This is a genomic window from Sphingorhabdus rigui, assembly GCF_014196595.1.
In the GTDB taxonomy this organism is placed as follows: domain Bacteria; phylum Pseudomonadota; class Alphaproteobacteria; order Sphingomonadales; family Sphingomonadaceae; genus Sphingorhabdus_B; species Sphingorhabdus_B rigui.
The window spans coordinates 1,173,815-1,197,066 of the sequence record NZ_JACIEA010000001.1; the positions used below are offsets into that span (position 1 = coordinate 1,173,815).

General features: G+C 53.5%; 22 protein-coding genes and 1 tRNA gene. 21 read left to right on the plus strand and 2 right to left on the minus strand.

The window, feature by feature from the left end; all coding sequences use genetic code 11:
• Positions 1-42: 42 nt before the first annotated feature.
• The 3 genes from phaR to rnr are packed head-to-tail and all read left to right on the plus strand — an operon-like array spanning position 43 to position 4,446.
• A complete protein-coding gene (phaR, locus tag GGR91_RS05315; protein WP_183940751.1) occupies positions 43-600 on the plus strand; it encodes a polyhydroxyalkanoate synthesis repressor PhaR in 558 nt (185 codons plus the stop codon).
• Positions 601-639: 39 nt separating this feature from the next.
• A complete protein-coding gene (proS, locus tag GGR91_RS05320) occupies positions 640-2,169 on the plus strand; it encodes a proline--tRNA ligase (RefSeq protein ID WP_183940753.1) in 1,530 nt (509 codons plus the stop codon).
• 3 nt (positions 2,170-2,172) lie between these two features.
• Positions 2,173-4,446, plus strand: coding sequence for a ribonuclease R (gene rnr / locus GGR91_RS05325; protein ID WP_183940756.1), 2,274 nt, complete (start codon positions 2,173-2,175; stop codon positions 4,444-4,446).
• On the opposite strand, the gene GGR91_RS05330 is transcribed toward rnr, so the two are convergent.
• The gene (locus GGR91_RS05330; protein WP_183940757.1) at positions 4,443-4,898 is read right to left on the minus strand and encodes a universal stress protein; all 456 of its coding nucleotides are present in this window, start codon (positions 4,896-4,898) and stop codon (positions 4,443-4,445) included. The genes rnr and GGR91_RS05330 overlap by 4 nt on opposite strands.
• Positions 4,899-5,051: 153 nt before the next feature.
• On the opposite strand from GGR91_RS05330, the gene GGR91_RS05335 reads away from it, so the two are divergent.
• The 15 genes from GGR91_RS05335 (at position 5,052) to GGR91_RS05405 (ending at position 19,724) form a co-directional block, all read left to right on the plus strand.
• A complete protein-coding gene (locus GGR91_RS05335; protein ID WP_183940759.1) occupies positions 5,052-6,332 on the plus strand; it encodes a pyruvate dehydrogenase complex dihydrolipoamide acetyltransferase in 1,281 nt (426 codons plus the stop codon).
• Position 6,333: 1 nt separating this feature from the next.
• Complete coding sequence (lpdA, locus tag GGR91_RS05340) at positions 6,334-7,725, plus strand: dihydrolipoyl dehydrogenase (RefSeq protein WP_183940761.1); 1,392 nt, start codon at positions 6,334-6,336, stop codon at positions 7,723-7,725.
• A gap of 2 nt (positions 7,726-7,727) precedes the next feature.
• Positions 7,728-8,372, plus strand: a complete 645-nt coding sequence (locus GGR91_RS05345) for a phosphatase PAP2 family protein (protein ID WP_183940763.1) — start codon at positions 7,728-7,730, stop codon at positions 8,370-8,372.
• Positions 8,373-8,455: 83 nt separating this feature from the next.
• Positions 8,456-9,757, plus strand: coding sequence for a Xaa-Pro dipeptidase (locus tag GGR91_RS05350; protein ID WP_183940766.1), 1,302 nt, complete (start codon positions 8,456-8,458; stop codon positions 9,755-9,757).
• Positions 9,758-9,849: 92 nt separating this feature from the next.
• Positions 9,850-10,194: a hypothetical protein gene (locus GGR91_RS05355; protein ID WP_183940768.1), complete on the plus strand. Its 345-nt coding sequence runs from the start codon at positions 9,850-9,852 to the stop codon at positions 10,192-10,194.
• A 221-nt stretch (positions 10,195-10,415) separates the two neighbouring features.
• Entirely contained in the window at positions 10,416-11,666 is a 1,251-nt protein-coding gene (locus tag GGR91_RS05360) for a tyrosine-type recombinase/integrase (RefSeq protein WP_183940769.1), read from the plus strand.
• A gap of 219 nt (positions 11,667-11,885) precedes the next feature.
• Positions 11,886-12,443: a hypothetical protein gene (locus tag GGR91_RS05365; RefSeq protein ID WP_183940771.1), complete on the plus strand. Its 558-nt coding sequence runs from the start codon at positions 11,886-11,888 to the stop codon at positions 12,441-12,443.
• A gap of 75 nt (positions 12,444-12,518) precedes the next feature.
• Positions 12,519-12,710, plus strand: coding sequence for a helix-turn-helix transcriptional regulator (locus GGR91_RS05370; protein ID WP_183940773.1), 192 nt, complete (start codon positions 12,519-12,521; stop codon positions 12,708-12,710).
• Between the two features lie 40 nt (positions 12,711-12,750).
• Positions 12,751-13,695 (plus strand): DUF7146 domain-containing protein, encoded by a 945-nt coding sequence (locus GGR91_RS05375; protein WP_183940775.1) that lies wholly within the window; start codon positions 12,751-12,753, stop codon positions 13,693-13,695.
• A 2-nt stretch (positions 13,696-13,697) separates the two neighbouring features.
• The gene (locus tag GGR91_RS05380) at positions 13,698-14,930 is read left to right on the plus strand and encodes an AAA family ATPase (protein WP_183940777.1); all 1,233 of its coding nucleotides are present in this window, start codon (positions 13,698-13,700) and stop codon (positions 14,928-14,930) included.
• Between the two features lie 383 nt (positions 14,931-15,313).
• Complete coding sequence (locus GGR91_RS05385; RefSeq protein WP_183940779.1) at positions 15,314-17,284, plus strand: PDZ domain-containing protein; 1,971 nt, start codon at positions 15,314-15,316, stop codon at positions 17,282-17,284.
• 188 nt (positions 17,285-17,472) lie between these two features.
• Positions 17,473-18,141: a hypothetical protein gene (locus GGR91_RS05390; protein WP_183940781.1), complete on the plus strand. Its 669-nt coding sequence runs from the start codon at positions 17,473-17,475 to the stop codon at positions 18,139-18,141.
• A 1-nt stretch (position 18,142) separates the two neighbouring features.
• Positions 18,143-18,436, plus strand: coding sequence for a hypothetical protein (locus GGR91_RS05395; protein WP_183940783.1), 294 nt, complete (start codon positions 18,143-18,145; stop codon positions 18,434-18,436).
• A 147-nt stretch (positions 18,437-18,583) separates the two neighbouring features.
• Entirely contained in the window at positions 18,584-18,868 is a 285-nt protein-coding gene (locus GGR91_RS05400; RefSeq protein ID WP_183940785.1) for a hypothetical protein, read from the plus strand.
• 352 nt (positions 18,869-19,220) lie between these two features.
• Positions 19,221-19,724, plus strand: coding sequence for a translation initiation factor 2 (locus GGR91_RS05405; protein WP_183940788.1), 504 nt, complete (start codon positions 19,221-19,223; stop codon positions 19,722-19,724).
• Positions 19,725-20,116: 392 nt separating this feature from the next.
• Here GGR91_RS05405 and GGR91_RS05410 read toward each other — a convergent pair.
• A tRNA-Ser gene (locus tag GGR91_RS05410) sits at positions 20,117-20,206 on the minus strand.
• Positions 20,207-20,423: 217 nt separating this feature from the next.
• On the opposite strand from GGR91_RS05410, the gene GGR91_RS05415 reads away from it, so the two are divergent.
• The 3 genes from GGR91_RS05415 (at position 20,424) to GGR91_RS05425 (ending at position 23,227) form a co-directional block, all read left to right on the plus strand.
• Entirely contained in the window at positions 20,424-21,443 is a 1,020-nt protein-coding gene (locus GGR91_RS05415; protein ID WP_407698391.1) for a lytic murein transglycosylase, read from the plus strand.
• A 186-nt stretch (positions 21,444-21,629) separates the two neighbouring features.
• Positions 21,630-22,268 carry a dTMP kinase gene (tmk, locus tag GGR91_RS05420; RefSeq protein ID WP_183940789.1) on the plus strand — a complete coding sequence of 213 codons (639 nt, stop codon included), beginning with the start codon at positions 21,630-21,632 and terminating at the stop codon, positions 22,266-22,268.
• Positions 22,268-23,227 (plus strand): DNA polymerase III subunit delta', encoded by a 960-nt coding sequence (locus tag GGR91_RS05425; RefSeq protein WP_183940791.1) that lies wholly within the window; start codon positions 22,268-22,270, stop codon positions 23,225-23,227. Before tmk ends, GGR91_RS05425 begins: the two co-directional genes overlap by 1 nt.
• Positions 23,228-23,252: the final 25 nt, after the last annotated feature.

The window sequence follows — 23,252 nt, forward strand, 5'->3', positions numbered from 1 at the left end:
CTTGGTGCTATCGGGCCCTTATCATCCGTGAAAGGAACATGAATGGCACGTGCAGCCAGCAGAAATGGTGATGGTCCCATCATCATCAAAAAATACGCGAACCGGCGGCTCTACAACACGCATTCGTCCAAATATATTACGTTGGACTTCCTCGCGGAACTGACTCGTAAGGATATCGACTTCAAGGTTGTTGATGCCAAAACGAATGAGGACATTACCCATGGTGTGCTCACACAAATCATCATGGAAGAAGAAAATAGCGGGCAGCAAATGTTGCCCGTCGGCTTCCTGAAACAATTGATCGCCATGTATGGTGACTCGATGCAGGGGATGGTCCCGCAGTTTCTCGAAAGCTCCATGGACAATTTCCGCAAAAACCAGAAGCAGGTGCAGGATGCGATTGAAACCGCAATAACCTCCGGTCCTTTTGGTCATATTGCAAAACAGAATATCGAGTTCATGCGTTCTGCACGCGAAGCGTTGATGCCCAATCTTGGCGGCCTGACGGGGGGCAAGGCGGCGCAGACGGAGACGGTTGCCGACCTCAAGCGGCAGATTGCGGAGTTGCAGGCGAAGCTCGATAAAATTGCGGCGGATTAACGCCGCGCTCATATTCACTATAAAGTAACAGGTAAGATTTTGATAAAACATGCTTTAAGCGTCACGCGCGCTCAAAATTTCGCGGGCTGGTATCAGGAAGTCATTTCGGAGGCCGACCTAGCCGAGGAATCGGGCGTCCGTGGATGCATGGTCATCCGGCCATGGGGCTATGGCATGTGGGAACGCATCCAAAAGTTGATGGATGCGCAAATCAAGGCTGCTGGCGTGGAGAACTGCTATTTCCCGCTGTTCATTCCCTTATCGTTTTTTGAAAAAGAAGCCGACCATGTGGAGGGCTTTGCAAAGGAAATGGCTGTCGTCACGCACCACCGCTTGATTGGTGATGGCAAAGGCAAGTTGATCCCTGATCCCGATTCCAAGTTGGAAGAGCCGCTGGTTGTTCGCCCAACATCGGAAACCGTAATCGGCGCGGCCATGAGCCGTTGGGTCCAAAGCTGGCGTGATTTGCCGTTGATGGTCAATCAATGGGCCAATGTTGTGCGCTGGGAAATGCGCACACGCATGTTCCTGCGCACCAGTGAGTTTTTATGGCAGGAAGGGCACACCGCGCACGCCGATCGCGCCGATGCGATGCAGGAAACCATGCGCGCGCTTGAAATGTATCGTGCCTTCGCCGAGGGGCCATTGGCCATGCCAGTCGTGGCTGGCGAAAAGCCAGAGAATGAACGCTTTCCAGGCGCCGTTGCAACATACAGCATCGAAGCGATGATGCAGGACGGCAAAGCGCTACAGGCAGGTACGTCGCATTATCTGGGCACAGGTTTTGCCGAAGCGTCGGGTATCAAATATCAGGATAAGGACGGCAGCCAACAATTTGCGCACACCACCAGCTGGGGTGTTTCCACGCGGATGATTGGCGGCGTTATCATGACGCATGGCGATGATGATGGCTTGCGCTGTCCGCCGCAAATTGCCCCGCACCAAATCGTCATTATACCTATGTTGCGGGACAATGACGAAGACGAAGCCGTGTTGGAATATTGCCGCAGCCTGCGCCTCGAATTGCTCGCGCTTCATGCTTTCGGCGAACCCTTGCGCGTATTGCTGGACACCAAGGCGGCAAAGGCATCGAACAAACGTTGGTCTTGGGTCAAGAAAGGCGCGCCCATCATCGTTGAAGTGGGCCCACGCGACGTCGGCGAAGGCAAAGCGGCCGTTTTGCGCCGTGATCGCCTGTATAAGGACGACGGCAAGCTTGCGACGGCATTTACCCCGCGTGGTGAGTTTGTCGCGGCAGCCGCTGGTTTGCTTGAGGACATTCAGTCCACCCTCTACACACAAGCAAAAGAGCGGCTTGATGCCAACATCCGCCGTGACGTCACCGACCTTGCCGCGCATTTTGCCGGTGACGAGGCGAAGTTTGCTGGCTGGGTAGAGGTTCAGTGGGCACGTCCAACCGGCGCTGCACTCGATAAAATCGTTGAGCAGTTAAAGTCGCTCAAGCTGACGATGCGGAATAGCCCAATTGATGCGGCTGCGGTCGACGGCGCATGCTTTTTTACAGGCGAGCCCGCCGTGGAACGGATCCTTATTGGCCGGACTTATTAGGGAATGACCAAAAACACCCATTTTGAAGGCCTTCCATCGCGCGAACAGATACTCGCCTTTATCCAATCGTCTAACGATCCCGCGGGAAAGCGAGAGATTGCGCGGGAATTCGGCTTGCGCGGGAATGAAAAGATCGCGCTGAAGGCGTTGTTGAAAGACATGACGGATGAAGGCCTGATCGACATGGCACCGGGCCGTGCCTTTCACAAAATGGGTGGCGTGCCAAAAGTCACGGTGCTGAAAATTGTTGCGATTGACGGCAACCAAGCGGTGGCCATTCCGGAGCATTGGGAAGCCGAAGGCATTCCGGCCCCCAAAATCCGGGTGATTGAGACCAAAGGCAAGCGCAACAGTGCGTTGGGCATTGGCGACCGCATTTTGGCGCGCACCGAAGAACGCGGCAATGGCTGGGCCGCGCATGTCATGAAGAAACTCGCCAAGGGCAGCGAGCAGATATTGGGTGTTGTCGAGGGCGGCGAAAATGGCCGTTTCTGGCTGAAATCCGTCGACAAGAAATCACGTTTCGACACCCAAATCGGTGATGTTGGCGACGCAAAAGCTGGCGAGCTGGTGCTTGCTGAACTGACCGGAAACGCGCACAAAAAATCGGCGCGGGTAACGCAGGTTCTGGGCGATCCATTTGCGCCGAAAAGTTTCAGCCTCATTGCCATTCATAAATTTGGCATTCCGTTTGAGATGCCTGAAACGGTGGAGCGTGAGGCGGAGCGTGTACGCGAACTGCCCGTCACCGACGACCACCGCGAAGACCTGCGCCATCTGCCGATTATAGCCATCGACCCCCGCGATGCGCGTGATTTTGATGATGCGATCTGGGCCACACCAAATGCGGATACCGGTGGGTTTGATGCCATCGTCGCGATTGCCGACGTAAGCTATTATGTCCGTCCGGGCAGCGCGCTGGACCATGAGGCGTCGAAGCGCGGGAACAGTGTCTATTTCCCCGACCTGGTCGTGCCCATGCTGCCGCACGCATTGTCATCGGACAAATGCTCGTTGCGGGCAGGGGAAGACCGTGCAGTGCTGGCCTGCCACCTTGCCATTGGCAAGACGGGCCAAGTGACGTCATGGCGTTTCACGCGCGCAGTGGCGCGGATCGCCGCCAATATTCCCTATCCCGACGCGCAAGCCGCGATCGACGGGACGATGGAAAATCCGTTGCTGGAAACCGCGCTAAAGCCATTATGGGCATGTTGGCGGTTACTGTCGAAGGCGCGTGCCAAGCGTGGTCCGTTGGAATTGAACTTGCCTGAAAAGCGTATCACGCTTGATGAACAAGGCCGCGTGACGGGCGTTGCCGAACGTGAGCAGCTTGAAGCGCATCGTTTGGTCGAAGATTTCATGATCGCGGCCAATGTCGCGGCTGCAAAGGCGCTAGAGGCGAAGAAATCATCGCTCATTTACCGCGCCCATGAACCGCCAAGCCGCGAAAAGCTGGTCGCGTTGAAGGAATATCTCAAAACCTTCGACATAGATTTTGCGCTGGGGCAGGTGGTTAAGCCCGAAACCTTCAACGGGATCTTGGCAAAGGTCATCGACGAAGAAATCCGCCCGCAGATTATGGAAGCGGTCCTCCGCAGCCAGACTCAGGCCTATTATGGCCCGACTAATGTCGGACATTTCGGCCTGTCCTTGGGCAGCTACGCGCACTTTACCTCTCCCATTCGCCGTTATGCCGACCTCATCGTGCATCGCGCTTTAGTGAGCGCATATGGGCTTGAAATGCCCAAGCCGAAGATAAAGGATGTCGAGCCAATAACCGGCCTGACTGAGGCGGCGATTGCACGATTACCCGCGACCGCCGAAGCCATTAGCCGCACGGAACGCCGCGCGATGGAAGCAGAGCGCGAGACCACAGATCGCTATATCGCGGCATATCTATCGGCGCAGGTCGGGCAAGTGGTTCAGGCACGCATTACCGGCGTTCAGAATTTCGGTTTTTTCGCGACAGTTGAGGGTGTTGGCGGCGACGGCTTAGTTCCGGTCTCAACACTTGGAAAAGACTATTTCCATTATGATGAGGCGAGCCAAACGCTCATCGGTGAAAAAACGCGGCAGGAATATCGCCCAGGCATGCGCCTGGAACTCCGCTTGGCAGAAGCCAACCCTATTTCGGGATCGCTAAGGTTCGAATTGCCCGAAGGTGGCAGCTATGCGCCGGACCGGTTCAAGCATAAGGGGAAGCCAAAGGCCGGTAAATATGACGCGGGCAAACGCGGACGTCCCGGCAACATTCGGCATCAGGGCAAGCGGCGCTAGCTCAATTCATCCAGCTGCGCATCGCTCAGCGATCCGGGGATCACCATAACCGGGCAGGGTAATGTCCCTGCATTAATACCTGTAAAGTGCGCAATAAGTGGTCCAGGTGCGCCCTGGGCTGCGGCACCGAGCACAAGCGCGGCGATACCGGGATGTTCCGCAAGCATGGCCTTGACCACATCAATGGCTTCACCAGACTTAACGGTAATCGCAGGCCGAACACCCATTTCGTCAAAAATGGATCCTGCGGCAGCGGTCACAAGCTGCTCAGCCCGGTCACGCGCTTCTTCTTCCATCGTCGCTTGCACGCCGCCCCAGGCGACAAAATCCGCCTGCTCAACGAGCGCGAGGATATGCACGGTCCCGCCCGTTTTTGCGGCACGACGCGACGCAAACCGCAGCGCAAGCCGCGCTTCTTCGGTCTCATCAATGACAACAAGGTACGTCCGCATGCGCTTCCCCCGGCATGGGCCCCTGCGGCCAGCCTTTATGAATTCGTATAGCCTGCGCGAAATTTGAATGCTTGGCAACCTTATCGCGCTTGACGCTTGGGAAAGCTTGGCTATGCGATTATTTCAAATTGCGACCAAAAAAGGCCAAACCCGATGTCTATCGAACTCAAAATGCCCGCACTTTCCCCAACCATGGAAGAAGGCACGCTTGCCAGATGGCTGGTGAAGGAAGGGGACACCGTTTCGTCCGGCGATTTGATCGCAGAGATCGAAACTGACAAGGCGACGATGGAATTCGAAGCGGTCGACGAAGGCGTGATTACACAATTGCTCGTGCCCGAAGGCACCGACGGCGTGAAAGTCGGCACGGTCATTGCGATTATTCAGGGTGAAGATGACGATGCGACCGCTGCGCCAAAGGCGGCCGCGCCTGTAGCCGCGAAAGAACCAAAGCCGGCAGCAGTGGCTGCTGCTCCAGCGCCCGCGCCAGTCACAACCCCCGTTGCCACGCCATCGCACTGCTCAGGCGACCGTATCAAGGCCAGTCCATTGGCGAAACGTATCGCGGCGAATTCGGGCGTTGATCTGGCGGGTATTAGCGGAACTGGCCCCAATGGCCGTATTGTAAAGGCTGACGTTGAACGCAGCACTAAAAATACCGTCAGTGCTGAGCTTGTCGAAGCACGCCCCACAGCCGACAGCCGCCCTTCGACAGGCTCAGGGCTTACGGTGGATGGTGGCGACATCCCACACGAAGTCGTCAAACTCTCCAACATGCGCAAAACCATTGCGCGCCGCCTGACCGAGTCCAAGCAGCAAGTGCCGCACATCTACCTCACCGTCGATGTCCGCCTCGATGCTTTGCTCAAGCTGCGCGGAGAGCTTAACGCCTCGCTGGAACCACGCGGTATCAAGTTGTCGGTTAATGACATGCTGATCAAGGCGCTTGGCCTTGCGCTGATTCAGGTGCCCAAATGCAATGTCAGCTTCGCCGGCGACAATATGCTGCAGTACAGCCGCGCCGACATCAGCGTTGCGGTATCGGTGCCCACCGGCCTGATTACGCCCATCGTGACCGACGCAGCGAACAAGTCGCTGTCAAAAATCTCGACCGAAATTGCCGAACTTGCGGGCCGCGCGAAGGAAGGCAAGTTGCAGCCCCATGAATATCAGGGCGGCACCGCGTCCATATCCAACATGGGCATGATGGGTATCAAGCAATTCGAAGCCGTCATCAACCCGCCACAAGCGATGATCATGGCGATCGGCGCAGGCGAAAAGCGCCCCTATATCGTCGATGACGCACTCGCCATCGCCACAGTCATGTCGGCCACCGGCAGCTTCGACCACCGCGCCATCGACGGCGCAGACGGCGCGCAGTTGATGAAGGTGTTCAAGGAACTGGTCGAAAAGCCTTTGGGGTTGGTGGCGTAACATGTCTGATTACGACCTAATCGTCCTTGGCTCTGGCCCCGGTGGTTATGTTGCCGCCATCCGCGCGGCGCAGCTTGGGCTGAAAGTTGCCATTGTCGAGCGGGAAAATCTCGGTGGCATTTGCCTCAACTGGGGCTGCATCCCGACCAAGGCGTTGCTGCGCTCGGCCGAAATCTATCATTATATGCAGCATGCGGGCGATTATGGCCTGACGGCGGCGAATATCAGCGCGGATATCGACGCGGTGGTGAAGCGGTCGCGCGGTGTGGCGAAGCAGCTTAATCAGGGCGTTACGCATCTGATGAAGAAGAACAAGATTACCGTCCATATGGGCGACGGCAAGCTGACTGCAGCCAACACACTGACGGTCACCAAAGATGGCAAGAGTGAAGAGCTGACCGCGAAGAACATCATCCTCGCCACCGGCGCGCGCGCCCGTGACCTGCCATTTGCGCCTGCCGATGGAAAACGCATCTGGACCTATCGCCACGCGATGGTGCCGCCGGAAATGCCAAAGAAGCTGCTGGTCATCGGATCCGGCGCAATCGGCATCGAATTTGCCAGCTTTTACAATGATATGGGCGCGGAAGTAACCGTCGTCGAAATGCTCGACCGCATCGTGCCCGTTGAGGATGCAGATGTATCGACCTTCCTTGAAAAGGCGCTGACAAAGCAGGGCATGACGATCATGACCGGGGCAGGGGTACAAGAGCTCAAGGCCAGCGCGACGGGCGTTTCTGCGAAGATCAAGGGTAAGGACGGCAAAGTTGTTGCGTCCGAATTCACCCACTGCATCGTTGCCATCGGCATTGTCCCCAACACCGAAAATATCGGGCTAGAGGCGCTTGGCGTCGAAATGGACCGCGGTTTCCTGAAAACCGATCCAATGTGCCGCACCAATGTGCCGGGCCTGTGGGCCATCGGTGACATCACCGCGCCGCCATGGTTGGCGCATAAGGCCAGCCATGAAGGCGTTATTGCCGCTGAAGCGATTGCTGGCGGCCATCCGCACGCGATGGACCCCAAGAACATCCCCGGCTGCACCTATTGCCATCCGCAGGTCGCGAGCGTCGGCATGACCGAAGCCAAGGCGAAAGAAGCCGGTTATGACGTCAAAGTCGGCAACTTCCCGTTCCTCGGCAACGGCAAAGCGATTGCGCTGGGTGAGGCGGAAGGCTTCATCAAAACCGTGTTCGACGCCAAAACCGGAGAGCTACTAGGCGCGCATATGGTCGGCGCTGAAGTGACGGAGCTTATCCAAGGCTATACCATCGGCAAAACGGCGGAGTTGGTTGAGGCGGACTTCATGCACACCGTGTTCCCGCATCCGACATTAAGCGAAATGATGCACGAAAGCGTGCTCGGCGCTTATGGCAAAATGTTGCACATGTGATTTTGCCATTTCGTCTTTGGACGGGGGCGGCGGTTCTCTTTGTTCTCGTGCTCGTATTGGGTTTCGCTGTTACCGCAGGCTATTTCCGCGCATTTGACCTCACTATCTCCGACGCCCTCAATATGCAGCGCGGGGTTTCCCCTGAATGGCTGATCCTGCTTATGCAAGGCATCAGCTGGATCGGTGGCGGCGTTCAACGCTACATCATCGTCGCCGTTCTGACGTTCGCTTTATGGCGTTGGTGGGGATGGGGCTCTGCGCTTGCCATGGGCCTAACGACGCTGATCGCGGCACTGACGTCTGACGTCATGAAATATTTTTTCGCACGTGTCCGCCCCGAACTGGTGGCACAGCTTGACCCCGTCACCAGCCCGGCATTTCCCAGCGGCCATTCCAACAATGCGGCGGTCGTCTACATTCTTTTTATCATGCTGGTGCCGCAGGCGCGGCATCCTTTGTGGCAGCTGGCGGCGGCGGCGATGATCCTATTGACCGGAATTTCGCGGATCATGCTTGGCGTGCATTGGCCGACCGACGTGCTTGGTGGATGGATGCTGGGTGCGTCCTTCGCGCTTATGGCGGGCGGGGTCATTGCCTATCGCGAGCATCAGCGACAGGGACAGTTTCCTTCGGTTCTCGCACCTTAATACCCACAGCTGCGCTTTTTGCTGTCCTACACGCGCGGAATTTGTCATGCATGTATCTTAACAGTTTTTCGGGAGAAACGACCATGGGACATAGCCTCTACTTTCTGAGAAATGCTGGCGTTTTCGCGATTGCGTTGGCGGCCGTTTCGGCCCCTGCGTCCGCGCAAAATACGATCATTACTGCGGACAAGATGATCGACGTCCTCACGGGCAAGACCGTCGACCATCCCGCCGTCTTTGTTGGCGCCGATGGGCGTATCACCAGCATTGCCGATGCACGCACCGTCAAATGGGGCAGTGACGTCAAACATATCAACCTCAGCGGCAAAACGATATTGCCTGGCTTGATCGACATGCACGTCCATCTCGACGGTCCAGCGGATATTGGCGGCTATCGTGGACTGGAATTCACCGACAGCTTTTGGGGCATGACCGCCGTGGGATCGGCGCAAGCGATGCTGAAGGCCGGTTTTACCACGGTTCGCAACGTTGGCGCGGGCAACCGCAATGACATCGGCCTGAAACAAGCCATTGAAAACGGCTACGCAACCGGGCCGCGCATTGTTCCGGCTGGCTATGCGCTTGGCGCGACTGGCGGTCATTGCGACTCCACATTCCTGCCACCCAGCCTGGAGAAATCGGGCAAGGAAGAGGGCATCGCCGACAGCGAAGACGAACTGCGTTACCAAGTGCGGCGTCAGCGCAAATATGGCGCAGAGGTTATCAAGGTTTGCGCAACGGGCGGCGTGTTTTCGCGCAATACCGAACCCGGCCAGCAGCAGCTTTCCGAACGCGAGCTTCGCGTGATCGCGGACGAGGCGCATCAATGGGGCCTTCGTGTTGCCGCGCACGCGCATGGCGGCGACGGCATTAAAGCCGCGATCAAGGCCGGCATCGACACGATCGAACATGCCAGCCTTGTCGATGATGAAGGCATCAAGCTTGCAGCCGCGCGGCCACGGCCAGTCTGGTTCTCAATGGATATCTTCAACACAGACTACACCCAGTCCGAAGGCGCCAAGAACGGCGTGCTCGAAGATAATCTCAGGAAAGACCGGGAAGTCGCGCAAATCCAACGCGATAATTTCCGCAAAGCACATAAAGCAGGCGTCAAAATGGTGTTTGGATCGGATGCTGGCGTGATGCCGCACGGGCTGGTCGGCGGGCAGTTTAAGGTCATGGTCGAATATGGCATGACACCGTTGGAAGCGATCCAAGCCGCCACGCGCAATGCGGCGCAGGCTTTGGGCCGTGAAAAGGATGTCGGCGCAATCGCCGTCGGTCGCTTCGCAGATATCATTGCGGTGGATGGCGATCCGTTGGCCAATGTTCGTGAACTGGAATCGGTCGATGCCGTCGTAAAAGGTGGCAACGTCGTTAATTAAAGCCAATATGACGGTGTGCGATGTTGCATTGATTGCGAACCGCACACTGTGATAAATAGAACCGGTACGATGAACATCTGGGGGTTTGAACTATGATTTCTTTGATCGCAGCAACTTTGCTCAGCATGGCCGCCATGAAGGGCGACGCCATGGACAATGCCCGCAAGGCATTCAACAATTGCATGATTGAAACGCACAACACCGCGGTTGACGGAAAAGCGAGCCCGAGCGATTTCATCAAAACCAGTGATACAGCCTGCCCAACGGAGCGCGCCGCCTATAAGGAAATTCTGGTGAAGTCAGAACGCTCATATGGTTCAAGCATGGCGGATGCCGAAAAATTTGCGGCTGAAGAAATTCAGATGATCGTCGACTCAATCGTCACCAGCTTCAACGAAAATGTTGAAAGCGGGGCAAAGCTGACGCCCGAGAAATAATCCCGGCGTTGTGGGTGCAACAAATTCGGTTGGGAAATTGGCGGACAGGGTGGGACCAATAATACGTTCTAGATCAACACGTTATGCATGTTATAATTATTATAAATCAATACTTTGTGTATCCATTTGTAGATAGTCGTATCGTGATATCTTCCAGAAGCGACTGAATAAGTGTACTCCAAGTGTATCCCGAGAGTCCATTCTCGGGAAGGGGTTCAACTATGGCGCTAATAACAGACTTGGCTATTCGGAACTGGAAGCCGACGAAGCCACGAGAGACAAAACCCTGTGGTGGACGAGATGGCCTTTACATTCGAGCCAACTCTGCCGGTGGCAAAGTATTCTACTGGCGTAAAACCTCATTCTATCGATTGGGCGACTATCCTGAGCTAACGCTGACCAAGGCCCGCGCAATGGTCGCGGTTTGTAATGATCGGGCGCAGGCAGGCATCGCACCAGAGATTATTGTTGCAGCATTAAGAGGCGCCGCTTCTGTATCAGATGTGGCTGAAGCTAGCCCAGAAACGATCGAAGCGTTACCGAAGTCACGGTTAAGGGCTAAACGTATCGAATCAGGCAAACCAACGTTCGATCAGGCTTTCTTCGAATTCTACGAAGCCTACGCAAAATCCAATCTCCAAGCTGGCCCCAGCCGCAATCAGCCGCTCAGCCTGCATCGCGATCATGTTCCGCAAGCGCTCAAGCTAATGGCGATAGATGAGATTAAGCGATCAGACATTTTTCCTTGGATGCTGAAGCTGCTGAAGGAGAAGCATGAGACGGCTCGCCGTTTGCGTAACCAGTTGGAGCGCGTGTTCGAATTTGCGATCAACAATGGGTATTGCGATGCAAACCCAGTGCCAAATAGGCGGGCCTTTGAAATTAAGAAGCCCAAGGCAAATGCTCATGGCACCCTCGATTATACAAGGCTCCCTGATCTGTGGGCGTGGGTTGATACGCGAGATTTCTTACCACAAACGCGCGCTGCAATAAGGCTACTTATGCTGTCGGCGCATCGTGTCACGGTTGTCCTTGCTGCGCGCTGGGAGCATTTCGACTTTGACGCAGGCACTTGGACTGTTCCGGCTAAGACTGACAATGAAACGCCGGGCTTAATGAAGTCGGGCAGGGCGCATACCATCACTTTACCAAGACCGTTTTTGGATGAACTAAGGGCCATGAAGGTTGATGAGCATTTGCTTTTTCCCTCTACGTCCGGCCGCGGACATCTGACAGAGAATGCCCTGCTAAAAGCGCTAAAGACCTATGACGAGAGCATCACCGCCCACGGGTTCAGGAACAGCTTCAAGACTTGGGCGCGTTCTGCAGGCGTAGCTGACTGGATAGCAGACGCTTATGTGGACCATAGCCTCAAGGGACTTGATGCATCATACCGGCGCGAGGATCCTGCGCGTGTCATAGCTGAGTGCGCTCTAGTTACTGAGAGGTTGTACAAATATGTCCGCGGGTAATGATAATCTCACCCCTGACGGTCCTAATCACGCTGCCGCATTGAGCCTGCTCAATGATCTTATGCTGGTACTGGATAGTGCGGCCAAGCAAGGAGTCGAACGATATTGCTCTGAAGGTGAGCCGGTATATGACTTTGCTTACTGGTCGTCAGAATGTGCGCGGGTAATTGGGATGAGGAAGATTGGCCCTCACGCAGGCAACCTGTAGGTTTTATCATTATGTCCAAACTTAAACTCGCGGATCGGATTGCCGCCCGTAATCAGGCAAGAATTGATGCCCTGCGCCTAGCTATTAACAGGGATGATATCCAAGCTGCCATTGATTATGCGCAATCAGTGCTGGAGGGCGAGGGAAGTTCGAACCTTAGTTATCGGAAACTTGTCGCCATGCAGATCCTTGAGTTAAATCCAAGTGATCCTGCCATATGGAATGATCGCGAACTAAATACTATTTTGCGATCGATCTGCGCCGAAGCCATTGCAAGCGGGGAGGCGTTATCTGAACATCTTCGAGCATTTGCTTCACAGGCATTAATGAAGGCCATGCCACCTAGAAGGCGAGGCCAACCAAGTGATCTGTGGCAGCGGCATTTAGTTCTTGCCGTGCTTCGCGACCTTAAGCTTGCCGGAGTACCAGTCTACCACGGTGAGGATTCTAATGCGAAAGCCAACTTTACCGGCGTCCAAATTGTAAAAAGAATCCTTCTGATACCAGAGAGAACGTTACGTGAATGGTGGCAATCTCGGCCGAAGATGGATCGGGGTACAGGTAATTGACGATTAGGGGGCTCTATCCGGCCTAGAAACCGTGTTTATGAGGAGGGCTGTCTTTAAAACCGAAAGGAGACAGCCATGAATACCGAGTACCTTCTCACCATTGATGAAGCCGCAAATCGGCTTCGCGTCCACCGCAGTTACATCTATAAGTTAATCAATGCAGGCGTTCTGCCTCAACCAATAAAGTTGGGGCGTTCTGCTCGCTTCAAGGCGAGTGAGTTGGATAAAGCCATCAAAAGCCTCTGTTACAAAGGGGATGCATCATGAACGTCCTTTTTCTAGGCCTTCTTGCTCCGGTGCTCGACCTATGACCGCGCTTGGAGAAATCTTCATTCCGCCCAGCCTGCCTAGTCGCATTGACATGGAGGCAATTCGCAACGCTAACCCATTGCCAGCAATTGTAGGGGCTCAACTTAAGCTTCAGCGTGCTGGTAACGAATGGAAGGGCTGCTGCCCATTCCATACGGATCGATCTCCTAGCTTCACAATCTTCAAAGGCGGCCACCGTTTTTATTGCTTTGGATGCGGAGCATCTGGTGACGTTCTGGATTATGTGTCGCGCACTTATGGCTTAAACATAATTGAGGCGTCTAAATTCCTTTGCGCTGGCGATCTGCCCAGAGTGGAATGGTCAGCACCTGCCTATGAGGACAAGCCCGACCGAACAGACGAGGCTTTGGAAATTTGGGAGAGTGCTTGTCCAGCCGCAGGGACGCTTGCTGAGGCCTATTTGGGTTATCGGGGCATTCCTGCTCCATTTCCATTAGACCTTCGCTTCCAGCGGCTTCCTTATGGCATTTTGGGTCTTATGCCGTGCCTTGTGGCAGGGGTGCGGAACCTATTTGGAGAGTTGTCTGGGATACAACGCATCTACCTTCGCAATGATGGATTGGGAAAAGCGCCGGTTCCCAAACCCAAGCTTTCATTGGGCAAGGTGGCAGGCGGTGCGATCCGGCTGGGAGAACTCGATGACTCAGGTTGCCTCACTGTCTGTGAAGGGCCGGAAGATGGGCTGTCACTGCTAGCAGGGGGCCTTGGTCCAGTTTGGGTTGCAGCAGGAGCATCGATGTTACCCGCAATGCGTTTTCCATCAGAAGTGCATACCATCACAATAGCTGCCGACAATGATGCTGCCGGAGAGGCCGCCGCAACCAAGGCTGCGACAAACTTTGAAGAGCGTGGTCTGTTAGTTCAGATAATTCGGCCCTCGGCTGCCTTCAAAGACTTCAATGATGAGTGGAGGGGTGCGTAAACATGGACAGCGAGCATTCAGATACACACCTTGAAACAGCTAATTCGATGAGCCAGCCAGAAGGCGATAACAAGGCCCCGCTAATTGAAGCGTCACCCTATGAATGGCGTGATCCTGTCAACATACCGAAGCGTCCGTGGATATTTGGGCGTTGGCTTTTATCGGGAACGGTAGCCTGTGTCGTCGCCCCCGGTGGTGTTGGAAAGTCGACCCTACTAATGAGTATGGCGCTCTCGCTAAGCAGCGGAACATCATTCTTGGGTAAAGCTATCCACGGCGATCCAAAGCGCGTTTGGCTATGGAACCTTGAAGATGATATGGACGAGTTGTCGCGTTCACTTCAAGCCGCAGCGTCACACCACGGAATTACATACGGTGATTTTGAAGGTCGACTATTTATCGATAGCGCGATGGAAGGAGCTACTCTGTGTACTGCGGTCGAAACGAAGGGGAGTTTTGCCTTACTTGAACCAATTTATGAGGCATTGACCGCTGAACTGACCCGTCGGAAGATCGACGTTCTGTTTGTTGATCCATTTGTTTCTAGTCATGCCGTAGAAGAAAACCATAATACAAAAATTGATCAGATAGCCAAGGCATGGGGTCGCGTTGCGAAGGCTGCGAACTGTTGCATTGTGCTAGTTCACCACACGAGCAAGGCCGGATCTAATGAGGTTAGCGCGATGTCTGCCCGCGGCGCGGTGGCGCTCATTAATGCTGCTCGCTCAACGCTTGTGATAAACCGGATGGATTCGAAAATTGCGGCCGATCATGGGATCTCAGATGACGAGGTGAGACGCTATATTTCAGTAGCCGATGACAAGCATAATCGTGCGCCTGCTGAAGCGGCCGACTGGTTTAAATTGGTGCCAGTTGATCTGGGTAATGGCACTAGTGGCAACTTGGACTTTGGCGATAGTATTGCAGTGGTGGAGAGTTTCAAACTCGAGAAGCCAAGCTTGGAAATAAGCGATGAAACCCGTGAAGAGATACTGCGAGTTATAGCCGCCGGTGAGTGGCGTGACGACATCCAAGCAGGCGCGTGGGTAGGTAAGGCGTTTGCTGAAGTACTAAAAGTTGACCTTGGAGATAAGCGCGACAAGGCCACTATAAAATGGATGAAAGCCCAGTGGTTAAAAAATGGGTTACTTGTTGTCGTCGAAAAGCTCGACCAAAAGAGGGTCAAGAAAAAGTTTGTTGAAGCAGCAAACCAAGAGAAATTTGCCGCACCTTAAAAGGTAGGGCGGGGCAGGCTAGGGCTGGGTGATGCATTTTATCTGCCTTACTACCCCCCCCTATCTTTATAGGGGGAGGTGGTGGGGCAATGCGTGGAGGTTTTTGAAGGTGAGGCAGTTATTAGGGTAGGGCAGAAGTATGGAAGTTGGCTGCCGTTGTGCTCATGTTACAGAAAAATGGGTCCTCCCAGAGGCTTTCCGGTCTCGGGTGATTACGACCCCAATGCTTCTGCAGAGTGACGAATTTCCAAAACCAATGACTAGCTCGGACCCATTGGTTCTGACAGGGAAACATGGCAAAATTCGACTTTGCCTTTATCCTAACAGGCAGTACCCATACGTCGAGGTAAGAATTTTTGCACGCTTAAGCTAAGGGTAACATAATGGTATCAAAGTTGGCCCTAAATTTGACTGGTTGTGCGCTCGTCTTAAGCGGGATTTCGGTTACCTATCCCTCTAATGCCGCGCCAGCAAAGAAGCCTGTAGCAAAACGAGCAGTCGCCCCAATAAAAAAGCCTAGCCCTGCGGAGGTGCTTGCCACTCATCTGGTGCTTAATAGCCTCGCACCGGGCGCAAATATTGCTGAAGCATGCCGCCGCGCTGATTTCAAATCACTCGCTACAGCGCTGTCCATGAACGTTGACTTGCTACATCAGGAAAAAGGTGAATATGAGACCTCTGATCAGTTTGCGGTCCGTGTAAGTCGTTTGGCTAGTGCTGTAGGCGGCAACGAAACGATTTTTTGCCAACCTTTGAATGACAATGAAGATCTCCCATTCGTCTATTACGCCGATACTGAAAAATTTGAGGCGTCATTTGATAAAAACCAGAATGTTTGGAGGGATGTAAAGCAGTTGGGAAGCTATCGCACGACAACGCGAATGGGTGTCCCCTTAACGGTCAAGGCTTCGGTAGAATTTGAATATAACGCGTCGCTAACCATCCCAAAGCCCGACGAATCCTGCGGTGCCTCGGCTTCATACCCCTTTAACTACAGATTTACGGTTCCCGCTTCTTTGTCTGAGGCCCCTATACTCAAAGCACGCGGATACGTTGCATTCATAGGAAAGTTAGTCCCTCCGTACGTGACTGAGGAACAAAATTCAGGATCTCCATCGCTGGATGATCCAAATGATATTCAAACAGTTGTTCGTACTGTGAGCCTCAAAACCAACCGAATAATTCTTGTTAATGGTGCAGGCAAAGAACTCTGGTCGTGCAATCTAGGGTTGCCGCCGGCACAAGAGGAATATGATTTAGCAGATCGCGAATATAATATGGGCAACTTCGTAGCGGCTGTTCGACATTATCAAAAGGCTGCTTCACTTGGTAATCCGGCAGCCTTCTCCAGTCTTGGTTACATGTATGGTGCAGGAGAGGGATTGCCTGAAGATAAACTTAAGGCGCTTTATTGGTACCGTAAATCTGCCGAAGCAGGAAATGTTCGAGCCCAGTATCTTGTTGCTGACATATACCTCAATGGACTTGGGATAGAAAAAGACCCCGCACAGGCGGCTGTCTGGTATCGAAAAGCGGCTGACGCAGGCGATACAGAAGCACTTTACGCTCTGGGTACCTTATACCGAACTGGTGAGGGTGTTTCAAAAGATGACGCTCAGGCATTTGGCTTTCATCGTAAGGCGGCCGAACGCGGCGACATTCGCGCAATAGCTGCGGTCTTTAAAGCGTACGCAGATGGTGATGGAGTAGCTAAAGATCCAGTGATATCACAATTCTGGCAACATAAGATCAAGGGCCATGGATCAATTGGCGCTTCCTTTTTGCCTCAATTGCAAGGATCGCAATATATTGGTGATATGATTGGACAGGTGCTTGCTTCAAGTTCGGCAATGAAGGCCGGGTTAAAGCCGAAGGATGTTATCCTGTCTGTTAATGGTATTGCCTTAACGCAAGACAGAGGTGCCGGTGACCTCATATATAATAGCTTACCGGGGGATGTCGTTAAGCTCGAAGTTTTAGAATATCCCATAGGTACCAAGAAACTACTATCTTTGAACCTAGAGAAAGATGTGACGTATACATCGGGGCCACCATCTAGGGCTCTGCTAGGCGTCGGTCCGGTTCCTTTGCCGAATTCTGACGCCCAAGTGCTGGGGTTGCCTGCTGGCACTGGCGAGATCATTTCATCGGTTAGGGATAATTCGCCTGCAAGCCAATCAGGCATGCGCGTTGGTGATATCGTTTTGGCGGTTAATGGCTTGCCGGTTACAACCGAGAGAACCTTAACCGCTTTAATTGCAACCTTTAATGCAAGCTCGACTATAAAGATTGAGATCCTCAGAAATCGAAATGAAATTATAACTTTAGGAGTTACTCTTGCGCGGTGGCCTTAAGTTTTGGCGCATCGAGTTGGCCTTATACTCATATGCTTTTGACTCTCGAAATTGGATAAAGCAGCCGGTCGCATAATAGTAAACGTAAGTGCCAAATGTTTTAAAAACGGACGGGTATGAAGAAGGTTTGCCTTACGCATAAATAATCTTATTAATTTTAGCATAGAAAATAACAGAATGGGTGCGTTGTGATGACGGTCGTTTTTTCCTTAATTTTTCTTGTGGCGATGGTTGGAGTGTTTCGGCCTTACAAATTCCTGCAACAAGGAAAGCGATGGCATTACGGCCTCGCAGCGTTTGCCAGTTTCATCGCCGTCGGTTTATTTGCTCCGGAGCAGTCTGGAGATAGTGCGACAGATGCCAAAATAGGCGTACCGACAGACAAAATTTCCAATAGTATAAAAGCAGGCGTTGCGGATGCTGAGGCATTGAAGTCAAAATGGGATTATAACACTCAAAAAGACGAAATGAGAGGAAGTGAAGCGCATTTCGCTACCCTAAATTCTGAAAATACAATCAAGTTTGATTTTCCATATGGCGAACAGCCGGGCATTTTGACGGTGCGTCGCGACCCTCAGCATGGCTTAGACCTGATTTTCTCGGTGCCTAGCGGTCAAATCCTCTGCAGTGGCTTTGGCGATGACTACATCAACGCAAAATTTGATGATGGTCCAATACGAAGGTTTAGTTGCAGTGGGGCATCGGATGGGAGCAGCGAAGTATCTTTCATCGGTTCGCCAAAAAAATTCCTCGGTGAACTTAAGAGGGCCAAGCGAACTGTAATCGAAGCGGAATTTTATCAAGCTGGCCGTCAGCAATACATATTCGAAACACAAAACTTAATTTGGGAGAAGTAACATGGGCGTTGTTCGTCGAGAAGTTAGTGACCGCACGATTTTTGGGAAATTCGTAAAATGGACATTTATTGCCTTTAACATTCTGATGATTTTTTGGGTAATTGCTGGCTTCAACGTGGCAAGCGAAACGATGCAAGATACCGTCAATGACGCTGAAAAGGCTGGTGCAGCTATTGGCTCAACGATTGGTATGGGCATGATTGTTATTCTGTGGGCGTTAGGCGACATTATTCTCGGGATGTTTGTGCTGTTCACGCGCCGCAAAAAGATCATTGAGACTGAAGACCAGCGCTAACAATTAATTAAATCGACGGATTAAAGGGATATACATCCAGCACGGTCAGCGTTCGGCGGGGTAGTACGATCTAAGTCTACGATGCCAAGGGACAGCAGGTTTCGAGCGTGTTTGCTGGTTCGATTTATAATTTCGGGAGTAGAGCAAATGGCTAATTTTTTTAACAGGTTGAACCCGAACTTCACTTTGGTTGTTCTCGTGGGTCTGTTAGTTTTTAGCGTCTATTTGTTTTTTGACGAGAAGCGTCGACGGGAAGAAGAGGCGATTACAAACGCCTGTACAGCACTTGCGATAGAAATGTCTGCTGCGGCGAAAAGCGCGACCTTGGAGCAACCTCAATTTTTGGCGAAATTATGCGAAGATGCAGGCGGAACAAAGCCCTTTCTCGGCGCCTTGAAGGATGGTTGGCAACAGAAGGAAAAGACGCAATAATCTTTTCCTGTAGGCAAGCTCGCCAAAACTCCCTTTTGGCGCTCTGCATGTCTGGAGCGGATCGAGAGGACAATTCGATCGACAACCAACCTAACGCATCCTTCGTCTCACGCTGATTGGAAGACTTTCTAACTTTCCGGCAACAACGTGAAAGAATAAAACGAATGACTATCCAATATCGGCGCTTGCAACACCGAAAACTCGCCGCATAATTTCAACCAAGCTGACTAGTCCAACGCTCCGCTAATTTAAGCCGCCATCAGTGCCAAATGTTCTGACGATGGACGAATAATATTTACAAATTAGAAATTACACCTCACCGTTGTAAATAGTTCTAAAAAAGGGGATTTTCATGAATAAAAAAATATCTGTTCTGGCTTGCGCAATGATGGCGGTTAGCCTTGGGGGATGCGCTACCGTAATAAACGGTACAAACACCGACTACTTAACAACCACAACACCTGAAGGCGCGTTGGTGAAGTTTACCGGCGGTCAAACGTGCACAACACCCTGTTCATTAGAGTTCAAGCGGAAAAGTGACCTTCGGGCTGACATAACCCTCCCGGGTCACAAGGCCACCTATGTGCTTATCCAATCAAAGCTTGGTGGTTCGGCGTTTGGCAATATTCTGCTTGGCGGTGGTGTAGGCGCGATTGTGGACGGCAGCAACGGAGCGAGCAATCGTTTGTATCCGCGCCCCCTCATCGTCCGCTTGGCTCCTGAGGGATCCAGTGAGGATGCCGTTTTATTGTCAAAAGACGGCAAGGTGGTGCAAACCGTTAAGCAACACAACGATGCTGTGCGCGTCGATGTCGCCAAAACTATCGGTCCCAAGCTTGCTGGTCTTGAAGAGTAACCATCGGCCAAATAAAAAATTGACGGGGCTGCATATTGGTGTGGCTCCGTTTTTTATGCACAATTAGACTAAAAGGGCGAAGCAGTCTGGCTCGGGAGAACCAGTGCTAGACTCGATATAGAAAAGGAAAAGCGTCTCTTGCTTCCTAACGATGGTGGAATTGCAATTAAGCAATTTAGTGTATTCATACTTGGCTGAAAAAAGAAAGGCTGCTTCTTGGAGCTATCAGAATTTGGGCTTATCCAAAGGGATCACCAAGACGGAATCTCGCGTTCTACCAGCAACCGTTAAGGAGTTGAGCCCTCGACTGCGACAAAACTGTATCCAAAGTGTATACCAGATGCTGAACAATAAATAAAATTCATATTATTCAATGATATTATGGAAATAATTGGCGGACAGGGTGGGATTCGAACCCACGGTGAGCTTCCACCCACGACGGTTTTCAAGACCGTTGCCTTAAACCACTCGGCCACCTGTCCGCTTACGAAGTGCCCCTAGCCATCCAGCAAAGCGATGGCAAGGGCAGATGCGGACTAAGTGTGGCTTCTCCTCGCGACCGGATGTGGGCTGGCCGGGACCAAAGCATTTCACACTATGGGTACAATGTGCCAATATGCCGCCTTCAACAGAAATGGGGGCCGCGTGCGCATTAACCGGAAGTTTTGGCTATCAACGCTAATCTGCACCAGTGCGTGCGTGTTTGGGCCCACAAGCGCCGCACAAGAAATTGCAGCGCCAACCACCGAAAGCGCCAATGATGCACATGAGGCCGGATTTCGCGCCTATCTTGGCCAAGTGCGGCAAAAGGCGCTGACAGAAGGCGTCTCGGTGGCCACGCTCGACCGTGTGTTGCCCTCGATACGCTTCAACGCCCGCGTTGTCCGGCTTGACCGGCAACAGCCAGAGGGCGCCTCAAATGCGCCGGTTCCCAATTTTGCACCCTATAAAGCCCGCCATGTCGATGCATCACGCATTAGCCGGGGCCGCGCCAAATATACCGAGCTTCGTCCGTTGCTGCAGCGGATCGAAAATGAAACCGGCGTGCCGGAAGAAATCATGATCGCCATTTATGGCCATGAAACCAATTATGGATCGGTCATGGGGAACTTCAATGCGCCCGAAGCCTTGGCGTCACTCGCATATGAAGGCCGCCGGAGGGCCTTGTTTGAGGCCGAATTGATTGCGGTGCTCAAGATGATCGACAAAGGCGTTCCGCAATATGCCATTACCGGCAGCTGGGCAGGGGCACTCGGAAAGCCGCAGTTTTTGCCTTCGGTATATTTGCGGCTGGCGCGCGATGGGGACGGCGACGGCTATGCCGACATTTGGCGTAGCGAGGTTGACGCCATGACGTCGATCGCCAACTATTTCGTCAACACAGGCTGGCGGCGCGGCGAGGAATGGGGCTTTGCGGTCAATGTGCCCGCGTCGTTCAACCGCGCCGCGTTGAGTTCGCGCATGGCATCGCCACGCTGCCCCCGCGTTTTTGGGCGGCACAGCCAGTGGAAAACAATCGCGGAATGGCGGGATCTTGGCATCACGCCAGAACGCGGATTTTGGCCAAAAGACAGCATGATGGCGACCTTGATTGAGCCCGATGGCGTCGGCCAAACCGCTTATTTGCTGGGCGGGAACTACCGCGTGATATTGGACTATAATTGTTCTAATTTTTACGCGTTGTCGGTGGGGTTATTGGCTGATGCGGTTCGGAATTAAGCCAGCTATCGTTCGATAGGTGCGCACGCTATACGGGACCTATTAAGCGGGGCGTGCACATGCACCGCTTGTCGCAGAATATGAGGACGGAACAGAGCAAATCATGCCCTTATTGGCTGACGAATCATTAGCCCCAGCAGGCTTTTTAACGCGCGCCCTTAATGGCTTGGCGTCATGGGTGGCCGCATGACCGCGCGTGGCCGTTTTTTGTCGATTGAAGGCGGGGAGGGCGTGGGCAAGTCTACGCAGATCAACGCGCTTGCCGACATGATCCGAAGCCATGGGCATGAAGTGATTTTGACGCGTGAACCCGGCGGAACAGAGGGTGCCGAAGTCATCCGGCAACTGTTGCTGGGCGGAAGCGCAGAACGCTGGGCCGCGCGCGCAGAAGCGTTGCTATTTGCCGCCGCGCGCAGCGACCATGTCGAACGCTTAATCGAACCCGCCTTGGCAAGCGGCAAATGGGTCATTGCGGACCGCTTCATCGACAGCAGCCGTGCCTATCAAGGTGCAGGCTCCGGCTTGTCGGATGATGACATCATGACGCTGCATGGCATCGGCAGTCGCGGCCTATTGCCCGACCGGACATTGGTGTTGCGCCTTGATCCGAAAGAAGCGGCGCAGCGCGCAGCAGCCAGAGACCAGAACCGTCCCGACCGTATTCAGGGCCGGGCAGAGGATTTCCATTCGGACGTCGATATGGCATTTGTGGGATATGCCGAGCGCGAACCCAGGGTGCGTCTGGTTGACGCGTCAGGAACGGCTGAGGATGTGACAGCGCGGCTTGTGGCGCAGATATCCGATTTGTTGGTGGAACCCGCCTGATGGACTATGTCGGCCATGACAAGGCATGGCGCCAGTTTTCCAAGGCCTGCGACAGCGGCAAAACGCACCATGGCTGGATATTGGCCGGGGCGAGGGGGCTTGGCAAATCTGCGTTCGCCCTGAAAGCGGCGTCGGCGATTGTTGACCCAACGAACATGCACGCAAATCTCATCGCCCGCGGTTCCCATCCCGATATTTTGTGGGTGAAACGGCTTCCGAAGGATGCACCAAAGGACGATGAAGACGTCGCCGATGAAACCGAGCTCAAACGCAGCATAACGGTCGATCAGATCCGCAGTGTTCAGCAGGTACTGACATCGCGTCCGGGGCTCAGCGATAAGCGCGCCATCATTATTGATTCTGCGGACGACCTTGAACGCGGCGGTGCCAACGCATTGTTGAAATCTTTGGAAGAACCGCCCGTTGGGACCTATTTCTTTTTGGTCAGCCATGCCAGCGACCGTTTGCTGCCAACCATCCGCTCACGCTGCCAGATATTGCGCTTTGAACCATTGTGTGACGCAGATATGGCCGAGGCCTTGCAACGCGCCGCGCCCGAGGCGAGCCAGCCCGATATTGATGCGCTGGTGCGCTTGGGCAACGGGGCACCCGGCCAAGCGCTGGATTTCCTTGGGCTAAGGCTTGACGAGTTGGAAGATGCAATGGCGTCCATTTTACGCTCAGGCGACCGGGATAATGCTATTCGCGTCGCTTTGGCCGAAAAACTGTCGCTCAAGGCCGCGCAGCCCCGATATGAAGCCTTTCTGCGCCGCGCGCCTGCACTGATCGCGGAACATACGCGGATGCTCGGTGTCGGTCAGGTTCGCGCCGGGATTGATGCGTGGGAGGCCGCAAGCGGTCTAGCCGCGCGCGCCATCGCGTTGAGTTTGGACAAGCAGAGCGTCGTCTTTCAAATGGGAAGCTTGCTGGCATCGGTTCAAGCGCATAAGGCGAGCTAATTCGCCAAAAAATACAAGAGTCCAC